Source organism: Mycolicibacterium wolinskyi, from assembly GCF_002101965.1.
Lineage (GTDB): Bacteria > Actinomycetota > Actinomycetes > Mycobacteriales > Mycobacteriaceae > Mycobacterium > Mycobacterium wolinskyi.
In genome coordinates this window covers 281,307-298,103 of the sequence record NZ_LQQA01000029.1, presented here as the reverse complement: position 1 = coordinate 298,103, position 16,797 = coordinate 281,307, and the positions used below count along the sequence as shown (strand labels likewise).

The 16,797-nt window shown below is 64.2% G+C and carries 14 protein-coding genes and 1 pseudogene; 7 read left to right on the top strand and 8 right to left on the bottom strand.

The window, feature by feature from the left end; translation table 11 throughout:
• Window positions 1-78 precede the first annotated feature (78 nt).
• Window positions 79-1,299, top strand: coding sequence for an MCE family protein (locus AWC31_RS22625; RefSeq protein ID WP_085146363.1), 1,221 nt, complete (start codon window positions 79-81; stop codon window positions 1,297-1,299).
• A 74-nt stretch (window positions 1,300-1,373) separates the two neighbouring features.
• Here the strand turns inward: AWC31_RS22625 and AWC31_RS22620 are convergent, their stop codons facing one another.
• The 3 genes from AWC31_RS22620 to AWC31_RS22610 form a co-directional block, all read right to left on the bottom strand.
• Window positions 1,374-2,693, bottom strand: a complete 1,320-nt coding sequence (locus tag AWC31_RS22620) for a hypothetical protein (protein ID WP_085146187.1) — start codon at window positions 2,691-2,693, stop codon at window positions 1,374-1,376.
• Between the two features lie 545 nt (window positions 2,694-3,238).
• Window positions 3,239-3,646, bottom strand: a complete 408-nt coding sequence (locus AWC31_RS37950; RefSeq protein ID WP_234816955.1) for an IS30 family transposase — start codon at window positions 3,644-3,646, stop codon at window positions 3,239-3,241.
• 868 nt (window positions 3,647-4,514) lie between these two features.
• Window positions 4,515-5,405 carry a LysR family transcriptional regulator gene (locus AWC31_RS22610; protein ID WP_085146186.1) on the bottom strand — a complete coding sequence of 297 codons (891 nt, stop codon included), beginning with the start codon at window positions 5,403-5,405 and terminating at the stop codon, window positions 4,515-4,517.
• Window positions 5,406-5,552: 147 nt separating this feature from the next.
• Between AWC31_RS22610 and AWC31_RS22605 the strand changes: the two genes are divergently transcribed.
• The 4 genes from AWC31_RS22605 to AWC31_RS22590 are packed head-to-tail and all read left to right on the top strand — an operon-like array spanning window position 5,553 to window position 9,499.
• Window positions 5,553-6,743: a CaiB/BaiF CoA transferase family protein gene (locus AWC31_RS22605; protein WP_085146185.1), complete on the top strand. Its 1,191-nt coding sequence runs from the start codon at window positions 5,553-5,555 to the stop codon at window positions 6,741-6,743.
• Complete coding sequence (locus tag AWC31_RS22600) at window positions 6,733-8,061, top strand: SLC13 family permease (protein WP_085146184.1); 1,329 nt, start codon at window positions 6,733-6,735, stop codon at window positions 8,059-8,061. Before AWC31_RS22605 ends, AWC31_RS22600 begins: the two co-directional genes overlap by 11 nt.
• A gap of 23 nt (window positions 8,062-8,084) precedes the next feature.
• Window positions 8,085-8,672 (top strand): MaoC family dehydratase, encoded by a 588-nt coding sequence (locus tag AWC31_RS22595; RefSeq protein ID WP_085146183.1) that lies wholly within the window; start codon window positions 8,085-8,087, stop codon window positions 8,670-8,672.
• A complete protein-coding gene (locus AWC31_RS22590) occupies window positions 8,669-9,499 on the top strand; it encodes an HpcH/HpaI aldolase/citrate lyase family protein (protein ID WP_165766037.1) in 831 nt (276 codons plus the stop codon). The genes AWC31_RS22595 and AWC31_RS22590 overlap by 4 nt, the downstream gene beginning before the upstream one ends.
• On the opposite strand, the gene AWC31_RS22585 is transcribed toward AWC31_RS22590, so the two are convergent.
• Genes AWC31_RS22585 through AWC31_RS22575 form a run of 3 tightly spaced genes read right to left on the bottom strand, consistent with a single transcriptional unit; the run spans window position 9,487 to window position 13,142 of the window.
• Window positions 9,487-10,356: an isocitrate lyase/PEP mutase family protein gene (locus tag AWC31_RS22585; RefSeq protein ID WP_085146181.1), complete on the bottom strand. Its 870-nt coding sequence runs from the start codon at window positions 10,354-10,356 to the stop codon at window positions 9,487-9,489. The two genes, AWC31_RS22590 and AWC31_RS22585, sit on opposite strands and share 13 nt — an antisense overlap.
• A gap of 28 nt (window positions 10,357-10,384) precedes the next feature.
• Entirely contained in the window at window positions 10,385-11,752 is a 1,368-nt protein-coding gene (locus tag AWC31_RS22580) for an SLC13 family permease (protein WP_207626406.1), read from the bottom strand.
• A 4-nt stretch (window positions 11,753-11,756) separates the two neighbouring features.
• Window positions 11,757-13,142, bottom strand: coding sequence for an MmgE/PrpD family protein (locus tag AWC31_RS22575; protein WP_085146361.1), 1,386 nt, complete (start codon window positions 13,140-13,142; stop codon window positions 11,757-11,759).
• Between the two features lie 116 nt (window positions 13,143-13,258).
• Here AWC31_RS22575 and AWC31_RS22570 point away from each other — a divergent pair, with 116 nt between their 5' ends.
• Together AWC31_RS22570 and AWC31_RS22565 are read left to right on the top strand one after the other, a co-directional pair.
• Entirely contained in the window at window positions 13,259-14,161 is a 903-nt protein-coding gene (locus tag AWC31_RS22570) for a LysR family transcriptional regulator (protein WP_085146180.1), read from the top strand.
• 46 nt (window positions 14,162-14,207) lie between these two features.
• Window positions 14,208-15,398, top strand: a complete 1,191-nt coding sequence (locus AWC31_RS22565; RefSeq protein ID WP_085146179.1) for a 2-methylaconitate cis-trans isomerase PrpF family protein — start codon at window positions 14,208-14,210, stop codon at window positions 15,396-15,398.
• Window positions 15,399-15,664: 266 nt separating this feature from the next.
• Here AWC31_RS22565 and AWC31_RS37945 read toward each other — a convergent pair.
• Both AWC31_RS37945 and AWC31_RS22555 read right to left on the bottom strand, forming a co-directional pair.
• Window positions 15,665-16,226: pseudogene (locus tag AWC31_RS37945) on the bottom strand (integrase core domain-containing protein); the annotation flags it as partial.
• An 85-nt stretch (window positions 16,227-16,311) separates the two neighbouring features.
• Window positions 16,312-16,797 (bottom strand): DDE-type integrase/transposase/recombinase, encoded by a 486-nt coding sequence (locus AWC31_RS22555; protein WP_110775214.1) that lies wholly within the window; start codon window positions 16,795-16,797, stop codon window positions 16,312-16,314.

Below are 16,797 nucleotides of genomic sequence, written 5' to 3'. Positions count from 1 at the left end.
GAGCGCTGGCAACGCCAATGCCTGGTGCCTGGACCTACCTGAGGCGGCGGCACGAGCGTGTTCAAAGGATGCAGCATGATGCGAAAATCCCGAAACATCGGTAGTGCGTCAAACACGCCTCCCTACAAGCTGGCCGGCTTCGCTCTATGTCTTGTTGTTGCACTGGTCCTCGCACTGGTGTGGATGCAGTTCCGTGGTGCGTTCGCCGACAACGTCGAACTGGTTGTCTACTCCGGTAGGGCAGGCCTCGCAATGGACCCCGGGTCCAAAGTGGCGTTCAACGGGGTGCCAATCGGCCGGCTCACCGCCGTGAACGCGGCAGAGGTCGACGGTAAGCTGCACGCCAAGCTGACCCTGGACATCAAACCCAAGTACCTGAAACTGATCCCGGAGAACGTAACCGCTGAACTGAAGGCCACCACGGTGTTCGGCAACAAGTACGTCTCGTTCCTGTCGCCGGATAACCCGTCGCCGCAACGGTTGACGCCCGGGACACCGATTCACGCCCAAGGCGTAACGACGGAGTTCAACACGCTGTTCGAGGCCATCACCGCGATTTCACAGCAGATCGATCCGATCAAGCTCAACGAAACCCTGACCGCCACCGCGCAGGCCCTCGACGGGCTGGGTGACAAGTTCGGCCAGTCCATCGTCAACGGCAACGACATCCTGACCGACCTCAACCCGCGGATGTCGCAGAGCCGTCGTGACATCGCCGGTTTGGCCGATCTCGGCGAGGTCTACGCCAACGCGGCCCCCGATCTGTTCGACGGCCTGACCAACGCCGTCACAACCGCCCGCACCGTCAACCAGCAGCGCGGCAACCTGGACCAGGCGCTGGTCGCCGCGGTCGGCTTCGGCAACACCGGTGGCGACATTTTCGAGCGCAGCGGCCCCTACCTGGTCCGCGGCAACCAGGACCTGCTGCCGGTCAGCGCGACATTCGACCGCCACAGCCCGGCCCTGTACTGCACCATCCGCAACTACCATGACGCCGCGCCGAAACTGGGCGACATGCTCGGCGGCAACGGCTATTCGGGCCAAACCAACTCACTGCTGGTCGGCGTGGGCAACCCCTATGTGTATCCGGATAACTTGCCTCGGGTCAACGCCAAAGGAGGGCCGGAAGGCCGACCAGGATGCTGGCAATCGATCACTCGTGACCTTTGGCCGATGCCGTACCTGGTCATGGATACCGGCGCTTCGATCGCACCTTACAACCACCTCGAACTCGGACAACCGATGCTGACCGAATACGTCTGGGGTCGGCAGGTCGGCGAACCGACCATCAACCCGTGAACGAACGAGCGCTCGTCACTCACCGTGTATTTGGGGTGCCACGCATCGAGTCGAGCCACGAGCTCAGCGTGCTGTCAGAGCTGGGTCGGAGCTACAGCCACGGAGGTGGCTTCCACGTCTGTGATGTGGGTGCGTTGACCGCCCCGGCGTATGAACACGCTTGTGATACTGGGTGATTGATTGCGCTGCTGATCGTCGGGCGGCCGGGGTGCTCGGGTGATAACCACCGCGTCCCCGTGGGGAAGCGGGTACTCGCGGTAGGTTCCGTCCGGGGCGATCTGTTTCCAGCTCGTGCCGTTGAGCTCCCACACCCCGCCGTCGCGTGTCGACACGGACCGATTCGTCGGGCACAACTCGGCGCTGGCGGTGGCCCGCAGCTGCCCGTCGGGCGTCCACCAAACGGCGCCGCTCTGGTTGCCGTAGAAGTAGGGCCTGGGAGTCGCATCGAAAGGGCCCGGCGGAAATCCGGCAGCTTGGCGACCCGTCGCAGTGTCGAACACTGTGATTTGGTGTTGGTCGCAGATGTCGGGCCTGGCGGTGTTGCCGGTCTCAAATGCGAGCCGGGTTCCGTCGGGACTGAAGATCGCGGATACCCACTGCCGGGTGGGTTGGTGGGCAACGGCGCGGACGGTGCCGTCGGAGTCGACGAGGAAAAGGCGGTCGGCCTGGGTAAATCTGTCGTCTCCGTACTTCTTGACGATAGCCACACGTCCATGGCCGGCGCCGATCACATTTCCGGTGAAGTCGCCGGGTTCGGCCGGGACTGTTTGTTGATCGGGACTGCGCGGCGGCAACTCGACCGTGCGCAAGATGCTCGGCGCCGGATCCGGCTGGCTCAGATCCAGCTGCATCAGCGTCACCTGCCCGTCGGGAGCCTTCGATGACGACGTGGCCTGCCATACGACCGTGCTGCCCTGTAACGGATAGGGGGTGCCGGGTCGGCTCGGTCGTTGAGAATTGGTGCGGGATTGGGCCGGGATGTCCACCTCATGTGTCTGACCGCTCACCACATCTATCCACACCAGCCGGGCGTGCATATCGGCACCGTCATAGGGGTACCGCCCGGCCTGTTCGTCGATGTACTGCGCGTACGCGTACTTTCCGTCGGTGGTGAAGCCCGGTGCGCCCATACCTACGAACCTCGACGGGCCAACCTGTGTCTTCCAGGTCGCAACGGGCGTCGAGCCTTGTGCCAGCACGAAACTCACCTCCCCGGAATCCCACCACGGGGTGGTTCTCGGAACGGTGTAGGCGATCAGCGGGCCGTGAATCTGCGGTGAAGCGCTCTGGGTTGCTGGACCGACCGGTTCGCCACGCGCCTGGCATCCGCTGGCTGCCAGCACGAGCGCCACCACCGAGGCGAGCAGACGACCCGATCGCAGTGTTCCAGTCACGCACTGATTATCGATCAGCGGCAAGCTGCCTCGGCGCGGCAATCAGCCGACGCCCGGCACGACAGCAGCGCCCGACGAGGACGACGGGCAGGGTGGCGCTGACTGACGGCGGCGTTGTTCCTCGGAGGAGCTGTAGGTTGCCACTCGCGATGGCGGACGACTGGCACCCGACCTACATCTTTCCTCGCGTTGCCACGGAGTTGGCGCATAAATCTTGCCATCGATCTGGCGGATCCGAAAACCAGACGGTCGTCCACGAAACAATATGCGTGACATCGTTTCAGGTCTAACACGCAGGCTGTCACGCTCGTTCCGCCAGACGTACAGTTTGCAATCCTTCGTGTCGTCTCCTGAGCCTCTAGACCCTACCGTTTCCTGCGCTGCAGCGACTTTTCGGGCCGATTTTGCATTTTTGGATGGCGATTTCGACACCTACGTGGCGGTACGTTGTGACTTGCCGAACTCCATAACTAGATCCGTTTCATGTGGCTCGCCGTGTCGGTTCCGGGCGAAAAGTGAGCAGGTAGTTCCGGGTTGGGTTCCAGTCAACGTCGCAACACCGAGGGATTCCGCGAGGCTAGCAGGGCCGCGAATAGGTCGGCGGGACAACGGTCTTGCAGGACCATGCGGTCGTCCTCGACTGCCATCAGGTGCCCTAGCGAATAGTTGGCGAGGGTGACGCCCTTGGGGAAATAGTCGCGCAGCAGCCCGTTGGTGTTCTCATTGCTGCCGCGTTGCCAGGGCGATCGGGAGTCACAGAAATAGACCGGCGCGCCGAGCTTTTCAGCGGTGGCGAGGTGGCGGGCCATCTCGGTGCCCTGATCCCAGGTGATCGACCGCATCAGCGCCGGCGGCAGATCCTGCATGCGGGCCACTAACGCCGCGTGCAATGAGTCGGAGTCAGCGTGCGGCAGGTGTACCAGTCGCAGCATCCGGGTCTGGCGCTCGACCATTGTGGCGATCGCTGACAGGTGGTTGTCGCCGATGATGAGGTCGCCCCCCGGTGCCCGGCTTCTGACCGGTCGAAGGGCGGGAAGGGCCGGTCGTAAATGGTCAGCATCGGCTGTTGGAACCGCGGTCGCTGGCACTGGTGGGCGCGGCGATGGTCTTGGCCGGTGCGCAGCGGTGAACGTCGGTGCGGCGCTAGCCGCGACGGTCGCAGGAACCGCGAATTCGGTTGGTAAACAGCCCTATAAATACTCTCATGGTACAACCGCATCGATGGATCGTCGGGAAACGCCGACGCAGATGGCGGCTGATCTGCTGCGGCCTCCCAACGCTGGCCGAGTAGTCCATGGGAGGAACTCGGCTTGAGTTGCAGCGCCGCGGCGTTTTGACCCCAAACGAGCTGTGGCATGCCGGCGTCCACGGCGGTCAACGCGCCCCGCCTTATTGGGGGGCAGCAGCCGACACCTACCCGATTCACTGTCGGTAAGCAGTTCGACGCGGTCGAGATCAACCCGACGACCGCGCGGACACGCGGCGCTCAAGCTTCCCAGCCTGCCTCTTGCCGCACGCAGTGCCGACGTCGCCGCAACAATCGTGAACGGTCGACTCACACAACCCGAATAGACACACAGGAAGTCCAAGTCGTCGACGTGCCCTGTCCAGCCGGCTTCCTCGATAACAACCAGCGTATCGATCTCTGCAAACTTCTTTACATGTTCCTTCCGCAAATCCAAAGCCTATCGCTGTAAACAGGTGGCCCCCGGTATCCAGCAAGGAACTGCGACAAATTCGCTGCTCATCACGGCGGCTCAGGGAAGGAAGCTCGGCGAGCGATAAAGGTGCCTCCTTTTCAGGACACCGCATCCGCTGCAGTTATGACTGTGGATCTTGCTTCGCACGGGCAAAGTCGATGAAACGCCGCACCGCGGGAGCATGTGCCCGGGTGACATCGACGACCATTCCGATGGGTCGCGTCGCCCTCTGGTCCCGGATCTTGAGCAACACGGTCGCTTCGGACTCGCTGGGAGCCCCGTGCGCGGACGGGACGACGCCGACACCGAGCCCGGAGCCCACCAGCGCACGCAGGGTGCTGACCTCGGTGCACACCAACACCCAGTGCGGCGTGAAGCCGGCGTCAGCGCAGATTCGATCGGTCACCTGGCGTAGCCCGTACTGCGGGGTGAGCCCGACGAAATCCTCGTCCTTCACATCGTCCAGCCGGACTGTCTTGCGGCGGGCGAGGCGATGATCACGTGACACGATCAGATAGAGGTCTTCTTCACCGATCGGCACCCATGCCAGGTCGTCGGCAATTGGTTCCGGGCTGACGAACGCCACGTCGACGCGGCCGTTACGCAGTTCATCGATCACGACATCGGCTGCGGCACCGCGTAGTTCGAAACTCGTCGCCGGTGCCACGTCTTTATACGCGGCAAGCAATGTCGGGATGAGCCAGCCGCCGAATGAATGCAGAAAACCGACGGCCACGGTGCCGCTGCTCGGGTCGATGAGGGTGGCGATGCGCTCCTCAGCGCCATCTAGTTCGGCAATGGCCCGGATCACGTGCGCGCGGTACACCTCACCGTACTTGTTGAGCCGCAACCGGTTCTGCTTGCGATCGAAGAGCGGAACACCGAGACGACGCTCGAGGCGCGCGATCGCTCGCGAGAGTGTCGGTTGCGTGATGTTCAGTTGGGCTGCCGCATCGGTCACATGGTCCGTCTCGGCCAGTTTCAGGAACCAGAACAGCTCGCGGACCTCCACAAGCTGACCTTATACGCGACCTGAATGGTCTGTCAGGCAATGCGTCATTTCACAACAGCGGTGCCGTGCATCACATTCGTTGATATCGACGCCACAGCCCACCGGCCGGCGAGACCGAAAAAGGACCTACACGTTAGGAGACATGCCATGTCGGCACCGCGCTCAAGCCCCGACTCGCCGCGTCGCGGTCGGCCGCTCGCGGGGATCGTCGTCGTATCCCTGGAACAGGCGATCGCCGCACCGTTCGCGACGCGCCAGCTCGCCGATCTCGGCGCCCGGGTGATCAAGATCGAACGGCCCGCCGTCGGGGACCTGGCCCGCGGTTACGACCGCACCGTGGCCGGCATGGCCAGTCACTTCGTATGGACCAATCGAGGCAAGGAGAGCGTCGAACTCGACATCCGGTCTCCTGAGGGCAACCGGACGCTGCACGAGCTGGTGGACCGCGCCGATGTGCTGGTCCAGAACCTGGCGCCGGGAGCCGCGTCCCGGCTCGGCCTCGCTGCGGATGAGCTTCGCATCACCCATCCCCGGCTGATCACGTGTGACATCAGTGGATACGGCGCGGGCGGGCCATACTCGGACCGCAAGGCCTACGATCTGCTGATCCAGTGTGAGGCGGGTCTGGTTTCGATTACCGGAACCCCTGAAAGCCCCAGCAAGGTCGGCATTTCGATCGCCGACATCTGTGCGGGCATGTACGGGTTCTCGGGCATCCTGACCGCTCTGCTCGAACGTGAGCAGACGGGCCGCGGCTCCAACATCGAGGTCTCGATGCTGGAAGCTCTTGGGGAATGGATGGGCTACGCCGAGTATTACGCCCGGTACGGGGGTGCGAGCCCGGCCAGGGCGGGAGCAAGCCATGCGACGATCGCTCCGTACGGGCCGTTCACGGCCTGCGATGGCGAGGTCGTCAACCTCGGCCTGCAGAATGACCGGGAGTGGTCGACGTTCTGCGGCAAGGTTCTCGAACTGCCCGAGCTGAGCAAGGATTCGCGATTCTCCACCAACGCCGACCGCGTGGCGAACCGCGCCGAACTCGATGCGTTGATCACTGGCGTGACATCGGCTCTGCCGGTCGCCGAACTCATCGGACGCCTCGAGTCCGCCGGCATCGCCTATGCCGTCCAGCGCACGATGGACGAGTTCTCTGCGCATCCGCAGTTGGTCGCCCGAGACCGATGGCGCCGCTTCGACTCGCCCGTCGGCGAGCTCGTGGGCCTACGGCCACCCGTCACCGTGCACGGCGTGGAGCCGATCATGGGTGCGGTGCCTGCGCTAGGCGAACACACCGCCAGTGTGCTGGCATGGCTGAAGGAGACCGGCCATGTCGGTTGAGGTTGTCGGAATCGCGATTCTCGCTGTCGTTTTCGGCCTGTCGATCCTGCGGGGACTGAATATGGGCCTGCTCGCGCTCGCCGCGGCCTATATACTCGGGGTGCTGCATCTGGGGCTTCCGGTCGGCGACGTTCTCAAGGGTTTTCCCGGTGGGCTCTTCGTCGTACTTCTCGGCGTGACGTTCCTCTTCGGCATCGCACGCGCCAACGGAACCGTCGATTGGCTGGTCGCAGCGTCGATGGCGTTGGTACGCGAACGCGCGCAGGCGGTCCCGTGGATGCTGTTCGGCCTGGCGGCGGTGCTGGCCGCGATCGGCGCCGCGTCACCGGCCGCCGTCGCGATCGTGGCACCCGTCGGCATCACGTTCGCCGTCCGCCACCACATCAACCCGCTGTATGCCGGGTTGCTCGCCGTCAACGGCGCTGCCGCGGGCAGTTTTTCGCCCATCGGTATCCTGGGCGGGATCGTACGAACCACGCTCGCCAAGAACGGGTTGAGCGTTGACACCATGGCCCTGTTCGCAGGCACCTTCGCTTTCAACGCGGCCCTCAGTGTGGTGGTGTGGTTGGTCCTGGGCCGTAAGCGACAGTCCAGCTCGGAGGCCCCACAACTCACTTCCGCGGCAGGAGAATCGTTCAGCGGGCCGAGCCCGGAAGGCGACACCGGTGGCGGCGTGGCGGTACAGCCACGGTTGACGACCACGCTGCCGACTGCATCCGGCCGGCCGCGGGTGACTGTCCCGCAGGCCGTCACCCTCGCGGGTATCGGTGTGCTCGTGCTCAGCTCCACGGTATTCGACCTCGATACCGGCTTCGCCGCCCTGCTCGTCGCGGGCACACTGGCCCTGACATATCCCACGAGCGCTATTGAGGCCGCCAAAGACGTTGCCTGGCCGGTTATCTTGATGGTCTGCGGCATCGTCACCTATGTGTCGCTGCTGGAGAGCCAGGGAATCGTGCGTTCCCTCGGCGAGTCCGTCACCCTCATCGGTGCACCCCTGGCCGCCGCGCTGGTGATCGTCTACATCGGTGGCGTCGTGTCAGCATTTGCCTCGACCACAGCGATTCTGGGAGCGCTGGTTCCGCTGTCCATCCCGTTCCTCGACTCGGGCGCCGTAAGCATCACCGGTCTGATGGTAGCGCTGTGCGCGGCGGCCACCGTGGTCGATGCCAGCCCGTTCTCCACCAACGGTGCGCTGATCATCGCGAACTCACCAGAGTGCCAGCGCGACTCCGCCTACCGTGGCCTACTCATCTGGGGTGCCGTGATGACGGCCATCGCCCCAGTGACCGCCTGGCTCATCTTCGTCGTTCTCTGATCCCCCAACCGAAGGAAGCATCCATGACCGAACAGCAGACCGCAGCCCCGTCGAGTGCACCCGTTGTCGGATGGCAAGGCCGGTACTTCGAAGACTTCGTCGTCGGCGACATCTACCGGCATCCGCTGGGGCGCACTGTGTTACCCACCGACAACTCGTGGATGACACTACTCACCCAGAACACCGCCCCGATCCACTTCGACGCACACTACGCAAGCCAGACCAGCTGGGGCCGCCCACTTGTCGACTCGACCTTCACCCTGGCGTTGGTGACCGGCCAAAGCGTCAGCGATATCTCGCAGCACGTGTTCGCCAATCTTGGTTGGGACCACGTCCGCCTCCCCAACCCGGTCTTCGAAGGCGACACCATCTACTCCGAGTCCGAGGTTCTCGAGTCGCGGGAGTCCAAGTCGCGCGACGACGTCGGGATCGTCAAGGTCCGCACGATCGGTTACAACCAGGAAGGTGTCATCGTCATCGCCTTCGAGCGCACGTTGTTGGTGTACCGCCGTAACAAGGGCCCCCAAACGGCGGGGGTGCAACCGATCTGGGATGCCCGGGCACGGCGAGCAGCCGGACTCGACCCGGAGAGCGATGGGTCGCGGCCGTGACTGAACCTTTGGCGCGCAGCTGGCTTTTCACGCCCGGCAACCGTCCCGACCGCTTCCCCAAGGCCGCCGCGAGCGGAGCCGAGGCCGTCATCCTGGACTGGGAGGACGCCGTCGCAGCGGCCGACAAGCCCTTGGCGCGCGAAGCGACCTCCTCATGGCTTGCTGCTCAATCGATCGTGGTTCCGTCGATCTGGGTACGTGTCAATGATCGTCGCAGCCAGGAATGGGCAACCGACCTCGCGTGGCTCGGTGATGTCACCCACGCCGGCGTCGCCGGCGTGGTGCTGCCGAAAACCGAGTCAGCCGATGACGTGGCCGACACCCGCGCATATCTCGGAGATCACGGCCTCGCCATCGTCGCCTTGATCGAGACCGGGATCGGCGTGCAAAATGCTCCGCTCATCGCCGCAGCGCCTGGCGTTTTCACCCTGGCGCTGGGTACGGCCGATCTACGCCTCGACGTCGGCCTCGGCCCGGACGACACCGTGTTGGCCTATCCCCGCAGCCGCCTCGCCTACGCCTGCCGCGCGGCCGGGCTTCATCCGCCGATCGACGGTCCGGAGATGGGGCTGGACGATATCGCGGGCACTACCCGCTCGGCTCGCGCCGCGCGCGCCCTCGGGATGGGAGCCAAATTCGCGGTGCATCCCGCTCAGGTGAACTCGATCAACGCCGCCATGGGCTACACCGATGAGCAGCGTGACTGGGCCCGTCGTGTGCTGTCAGGCGCCCAGGACGTCGATGGCGCGGCCGTGCGTGTCGACGGCGAGATGGTCGACCGCCCCCGGTTCGCCCTTGCGCACCGAATTCTCGCTCAGCACGCGTAGCACGCCTCACGGTCACGCACCTCGGGCAGTCCGACCAGCGTCGTGAACTCGTCGAATGCGGGCAGCGCCGACAGTGGCGGAGTGCCTGCGCAGCTCAGCTCGGCAAGAAACGTTCGAATTCCTGCCGTTGCCGCCAGAAGCGCCCCGATCGGATACAGCACGACGGCGAAGCCGAACTCGGCGATTCGCGACATGGGAAGCTGCGGGCTTCGCCCGCCCTCGACCCAGTTGAATAACAGGGGGCACTCGGTCGCCAGCGCTGCCGCGATCATCTCGACGTCGCGTTCCGTTTCCGGAGCCTCGACGAAGAGGACGTCGGCGCCCGCATCGCGGTATCGGCGCGCTCTGTCGATCGCTGCGGGTATGCCCTCGACAGCCGCCGCGTCAGTCCGAGCGATGATCAGAAGATCATCCCTCGTGTCAGCGGCGGCCCGGAGCTTTGCGACCATTTCCGCCACTGACACAACCGCTTTGCCGCTCATGTGCCCGCATCGTTTGGGGCTCACCTGGTCTTCGAGCTGGATCGCGGCAACACCTGCGCGCTCGTATCCGGCCACGGTCCTGCTGACGTTGAGTGCATTGCCGTAACCGGTGTCGGCATCGGCGATGAGCGGCAGTCGGGTAGCTGTCGCGAGTCGCTCCGCCTGGCCGGCCATCTCAGTGGCCGTCAGCAATCCGACGTCCGGGCCGCCAAGTAATGACGCGGCTGCACCGAAACCCGTCATATAGACAGCTTCGAATCGTGCCAGTTCGACCAGCCGGGCGCTCAACCCGTCAAATGCACCGGGCGCGATCAGCGGACCTCTTGTGGCTGCAGCGGCGATCCGGTCGCGCAATGCCGTTGTCTTCGTGCTCATTTCACTCCGTCATTTTCGGCGGTGGAGATCAGGAGAGGATCGCGGCGACCGACCAGGCCGCCGCCGGTGCGAGTACGCACATCGCGGCTCCCCACAGCAGTAGTCCGCGGTACGTTTGAGCTCGCAGATGTGGCGGAGCACTTGCGACCACGAGCGCACCTCCCGTTGAGAACGGGCTGGCATCGACCACGGTGGCCGCTGCGCACAATGCGATGACCACAACCGTCACCGGTAATGCACCGGTCTGCAGGAACGGCAGTGACAGCGGGATCAGTGCGCCGAGTATCGCGGTCGTCGATGCGAATGCCGAGACGACTCCGGCGATGTAACACATCGCCAGCAGGGCGACCAGCGGTGCGCCGATCGCAGCGATCAGCTCGCCGAGCGAGTCGACCACACCGATATGGGTGAGAAGTGCGACGTAGGTGACAATGCCACAGACGAGAAGCACCACTGGCCAAGCGATTTCATTCATCGCACTCGTGGCCGTCTCGCGGAAGAACAGGGCGAGAACCGCCGCGATGGTCAACGCCGTGAAGCCGGTGTCCAATCCGAACACCGTGGCGCCGACGACGAGCGAAGCAATACCGATTCCTGTGGCGATTTGCTCGGCACTCGGCGTGGTCCGCACATCGGCCGAACCGGTATCCACCCCATCAGCGACGGCGACCGCGGGGCGACTCGTTGCCGTCGCAGTCGCCGAGCCATCCCCTGCGGCTGCCGTCGTGACGACTGTTGCCGAGGTCCCGTGCCCATCGCCGGTCGACGTCCCCTTCGCCCCGGCGGCATCGACAGGTACCGTCGATCGACCGAAGACCGCCCAGCTGAGTACCGCCACAGCGACGTTGAAGACGAAGGTGCCGGCGAACAACGCACCGGAATTGACATCAAGATGCTGACCGTGCACGGTCGACAGCACTATCCCGCCCAGAATTCCGCTGGGCGCAAACGCTCCGGCGGCCGCACCGTTGGCCGTCATGAGACCGGCATAGAGCGGGTTGATGCCCTGCCGAATCGCGAAGGTCATGCCAATGGGCGCGACGATGGCGATCGCGGCCGGTGAGGCCGCACCGGCCGCGCACAGGCCGGCGGTCACGACGAACAGCACCCACGGAATCACCGCGCGACGGTTGCGGGACGCGGCCATCGCGTACCCGACAAGCAGATCGACCGTGCCGTTCACCCGCGCGATCCCGAACAGGAAAGTCACCGCCACCAACACGAGGAAAAGGTCGCCGGGAAAACCCTCCAGCAGCTCTTTGGCCGGCAGTCCCAATACCACACAGCCAAGCAGGAAGGACGCCACGAGCGCCAGAACCCCGAGGTTGAGCCCCCGCAACCCAGACAGCGCGAAGATCACGACGAGGATGAGCACACCGATCCAGTGCAACTCCACGGCGTTACCCCAACGCCCGGCAGGCGTCGACGAATGCGACGGCCGGGCCGTCGTCCCCGAGTGACAGCACGGCTCGCTGCACACGGTCGGCTGTCACCGTGTCGGCGACCCGGCCGATGTTTTCGCGAAACTTGGCGACGATCTCGTCATTGGACAGCGGGCGTAGTTCGTGACCACGGTTGATCTGCTCGCGATGGTGTACCACCCGGCCGTCGGCCAGCCTGATCTCGAGTGCGCCGGAATAGGCGTCCGGATAGGCGCTCTCCGCATCGTCGATCACGCGGACCTTCCTAGCGAGCGCGAGTATCTCGCGGTCCTGCAGGGCGTCTTCCTCGAGTTCGGCGAGGGTGAATCGCCCACGCACCAGTGCCGCGGCGACTTCATACGGAAGGCTGAACTTGGCGTCGTACTCACTGCGCGGCTCCCACTTGGCTTCAGCGGGTTCGCAGACTATTTTCCGCGACACCGGGTGAATGGCCGCAGTGATCTCTTCGATGTCCTGAGTCCGAATCTGGTACTCAGCACGCAAGGCCAGCCCCGAATCGATGAATGCATGGTTGAGGTGGCAGACGGGGTAGGGCTTGACCGCGCTGCGCAGCAGCTCCCACGTGGCACCGAGATCCTCGGCCACCGCATCTGGTCGAGTCGCGACGGTCGCCAAATGTGTTTTGTACAAACCGAACCGACCCTCGTAGACCGCCGGTGGCCCCACCCAGCCCGCGCGCGCGAAGCTCGCTGCCGTGATCCCGCACGCGGCGGCCCAGCCGGGGTGCAGACGCTTGGTCCACGACCCGTCCTCCAGGAATTCCATCAGGCCCGCTGCCATCGAGCCGACCACGCCCTGCGCGGTGGCCAAACGGGTCGTATCCAAACCGCTGAGCCGGCCGACGGCGACTGCGGCACCGAACGCACCACCGATGGCGGTTGGGTGGAAACCGACGGCGTGCATGCCTCCGACGGCTCCGATGCCGACGCGTGCGGTCACCTCCACTCCGAGCACATAAGCGAGCAGAAGCTCCCGCGTAGAAGCCCCTGTCTCGACGGCGGCGCTCATGACGGCGGGCAGGACAGCTGACGTCGTGTGTGCCACGGATTCAAGGTGAGTGTCATCGAAATCCATGCCGTGGATGAGGATGCCGTTGAGAGTGGCCGCATCCCGTGCCGACAGGCGGTCGCTCATGCCGATCACAGCGTGTTCGCCGCGACCGAACGGGACGAGGGCTTCGCGCGCAACACCTGAGAACGGATAGCCGGTCGAGGCGAATGCGATTCCGACGGCGTCAAGAATCAGGTGGCGGGCACGGTCGAGAACCTCGTCGGGGACGTCTCGCACCGTCGTACCGGCAACGAACTCGCCGACCCGTTCCGCGAGGAACTTCGAAACTGTCATGGTGGTCACCTCGTAGCTGTTGTGTGGCGTAGCGCTCACCCAGCATCGGCCCCGGTGCGGGGAATGTGAAATGACCGTTTGGCCGCTGATCCATGCGTTTTGTGCATACTGTGACCATGGACCTTCGCGAGCTGGATTGGTTTGCCACCCTTGCCGAACATCCCCACGTCACCGACGCGGCCGGCCAGCTGAACATCTCCCAGCCGACACTGTCGCGCGGTGTGGCCCGGCTTGAGCGCCGACTTGGAGTGCCGCTGTTCGACCGGCAGCAGAACCGTCTGCGACTCAACCGCTACGGCGAGGTGTTCCGAGCGCATGTCTTGCGAGCCATTGCCGAGATATCGACCGCGGAAGAGCGCATCGCCGCCCTCATCGACCCTGACGAAGGCACCGTCGCATTGGGGTTCTTGCACTCGTTCGGCGGTTGGCTCGTCCCGCAGTTGTTGAGTACCTACCAGGCCGTCGTTCCTGCCGTCACGTTCCAACTGCGCGGGTGTCCCGCCGACGTCGTGGTCGATGAACTGCGCAAAGGCCGGCTCGATGTCGGCTTGACCAGCCCGCAGCCGGCCGGCGACGACGTACATTGGGTGCCCCTGCTCGATGAGCGACTCATGGTCGCGGTGCCGGCCACACACCGATTCGCCGACCGATCGGCCGTCGAACCCGACGAACTGGCAGACGAGGGTTTCGTGGTGTTCCCGCCGGTGTTCGGTACCCGACAGCTGGGCGACCGGATCTGCGCCGAAGCCGGCTTCAGCCCGAAAGTCGTGGCGGAGGGTACCGAGTTGACGACCGTGCGGGCATTGGTCGGGGCGGGGATCGGCGTGGCGATCATTCCCGAGACGCGCGGCCCGACCGATCTCGGGGCCGATTGGGTCGAGATTCCCATCACCGGCGACAACGCACGTCGGACCATCGGCATGATCACCCCTGGTGACCGGTCCATCGCACCGGTGGCGCGCAGGTTTTGCAGCCATATCGTCGATGCCTTCGATGCGTCTACCGCATTGTCTGGCTGAACTTCTGTCATTTCACGGCCGGGGCGCGTCGCGGCACACTGCCGTCATGGCCCAAACATCCCAGATCGCCGTGCCCGCTGTTCTGATGCGAGGCGGAACCAGCAAGGGTGTGTACTTCCACGCGCGCGATGTCCCCCCTGCCGGACCGCACCGCGACGCGTTCCTACGCCGGATCATGGGATCGCCTGACGTCCTACAGATCGACGGCTTGGGCGGTTCACGCCCCATCACCTCCAAGATCGCCATCATCGGGCCTGCGTCGAGACCGGACGCCGACGTGGACTACACCTTCGCGCAGGTCGACATCGAATCCGATCAAGTGAGCTACACCGGCAACTGCGGCAACATCTCCGCCGGAGTGGGCCCTTTCGCCGTCGACGAAGGTTTGGTGCCCGTTGCCGAGGGCGTCACCCGCGTCCGCATCCACAACACGAACACCAACAAAATGCTGATCGCACATGTGCCGGTCAGCAACGGAACAGCCTGTGTCGAAGGCGATTTCACGTTGCCGGGCGTTCCGGGAACAGCTGCCGAGATCGTGATGGACTGGTCGAACACCATCGGCGCCAAGAGCGGCCGGCTGCTACCGACCGGAAGTCCGCGCGACATCATGGGTTTAGAGAACGGCGAACAGATCGCCGTGTCGCTTGTTGACGTCGCCAACCCCGTGGTGTGGGTGCGCACCGACAGCATCGAATATCCACTCGATCTCGTCCGCGAGATACGAGGCAAGGCGTGCGTGCTGATGGGACTGTGTGACGACTGGAAGAACGCCGACATCGAAGCGGCGGCGTTCCCAATGATCGGGTTTGTCGCTGCACCACAACGCTATGCAACGCTCAACGGGGCTGCTGTCGACGATGCCGATATGGATCTGCGGCTACGGCTGATGTTCATGAATCGGCTGCATGAGAGCGTCGCCGGGACAGGTGCGATCAATCTTGCCGCAGCGTCCCGAATAGAAGGTTCGATCGTCAAAGACGTTGCCGTGAATCGCAAACCCGACCACTTGTTGATCGGCCACCCATCGGGCGTCACCGCCGTCCGTGTCGTTCATCGCCGGGTGGATGCCAAACCCTTCATCGCATTCGATCTTCTCGGGCTGAGCCGCTCAGCCCGCCGTCTGATGCGGGGTGAGGCCTACATACCGTCGATGCCCGGGGAGAACCACAAGGCGGCCATCGATCCGAGGAGACGCAGCGCCTCCTCCGAAGGGGAGCCCGGTTCGGGCATTTAGGTGACGAGCAGCTGATTCGATGACGCCTCCGTTGCCCAGGTGATGAATGTGATCGATGTCGCCGCCTTAGGGCCATGAAGTAGGCCTGGGGTGACGCAATCGAAGCGAGGGCTGGGCCCGTCCTACACACGTAGGCGTGTGGGGGCGGTTGGTCGACGTCTGTCGTCACCACCTGTTGGCTTGTCCACCGTGTGTTGAGGTCTGCACACCGCGGTGGATCCGGTCGTACGGCACAATGGTCCCAAGCTCATGGCAGACGACAGCGGTCAACGCTGGGGAGTCTGCCGCACGATCAGGTGACAGTTTCGGTCACGCGGCCTGACTGGCCCGCGAGTCATGATCGCTTCCAACTCGATCGGGGTCAACCGTCCAAGTCCGGACTGGCGCCGACGACGGTGATAGGTCCGTTCGATCCAGGTAACGATCACGATCCGCAACTCTTCTCGTGTGCCCGAGCGGCGCCAATCCAGCACGTTGTTCTGCAGCAGGCCCCAAGGAAGCTCTCCATCGACGCATTGTCGCCGACGGCGCCTCATCGATCCGACCATCTCGTAACGGGTGAGTGCGTGCACGAATCTTCTTGACCTGAACTGAGATCCACGATCGGAGTGCAGGATGCAACCGGCCGCGTCGATGATGGGATGGGCCCCCAGCGGTAGTAGGGCTGGCGGACGAGCTGTAGTACCCGGCACGTCACCGCAACGGGGATCCCGTCGGCGGCGAGCTCACTTACGAGCGGGTAGATCCCTTTCCCGGAAGGTTGGCCTGCGAAAGATGGGCCGTGGCCCGGCGCAGAACTTCATTCTCCTGCTCCAATAACTTGATCCGAGCCATGCGTCCCACAGCTCAGCGGACTTGGCGTGTTCCCGTTGAATGAGTCCAGCTGATCTGTCCCCGCCGTTTCGAGCCGTCATCATGCGAGTTGGGGATCTAATAGGTGGATGTCCAAGAGTGTTTCGAACTCTGCGGGGCTCATGTTACCGAGGTAGCTGTGGCGGCGTTCGCCGTTGTAGAAGTTGTCGATGTAATCGGCCATGGCGGCGGCCAGTTCGATAGTGGTGGCCCATCGGCGGGTGTTGAGTAGTTCGACTTGCATCCGTGCCCAGAAGGACTCCATGGCGGCGTTATCGAAGCAGTCGCCTACGGTGCCGAACGAGCCGAGCAGACCCCATCGCCGCATGTTCGCCCCAAAGCTCCAGGACGTGGACTGCGTGCCGTGGTCGGCGTGCAGAATCGTTGGCCCACTACGCGTTCGGTACTCTACGGCCATGTTGACCGCGTTGTTGACCAAGGCGGTGTCAGCGGTGGTGGAGAAGGTGCGGGCCACAATCATTCGCGAGAAGCAGTCCATGATCGCACAGCAATACACCTTGCCGTCGCGGGCGGGGTGTTCGGTGAT

Coding starts and splice junctions, on each gene's coding strand:
- AWC31_RS22600 (WP_085146184.1), top strand. CDS start 6,733: ATGTCGGTTGAGGTTGTCGGAATCGCGATTCTCGCTGTCGTTTTCGGC.
- AWC31_RS22565 (WP_085146179.1), top strand. CDS start 14,208: ATGGCCCAAACATCCCAGATCGCCGTGCCCGCTGTTCTGATGCGAGGC.
- AWC31_RS22625 (WP_085146363.1), top strand. CDS start 79: ATGCGAAAATCCCGAAACATCGGTAGTGCGTCAAACACGCCTCCCTAC.
- AWC31_RS22605 (WP_085146185.1), top strand. CDS start 5,553: ATGTCGGCACCGCGCTCAAGCCCCGACTCGCCGCGTCGCGGTCGGCCG.
- AWC31_RS22575 (WP_085146361.1), bottom strand. CDS start 13,142: ATGACAGTTTCGAAGTTCCTCGCGGAACGGGTCGGCGAGTTCGTTGCC.
- AWC31_RS22595 (WP_085146183.1), top strand. CDS start 8,085: ATGACCGAACAGCAGACCGCAGCCCCGTCGAGTGCACCCGTTGTCGGA.
- AWC31_RS22570 (WP_085146180.1), top strand. CDS start 13,259: ATGGACCTTCGCGAGCTGGATTGGTTTGCCACCCTTGCCGAACATCCC.
- AWC31_RS37950 (WP_234816955.1), bottom strand. CDS start 3,646: ATGGTCGAGCGCCAGACCCGGATGCTGCGACTGGTACACCTGCCGCAC.
- AWC31_RS22585 (WP_085146181.1), bottom strand. CDS start 10,356: ATGAGCACGAAGACAACGGCATTGCGCGACCGGATCGCCGCTGCAGCC.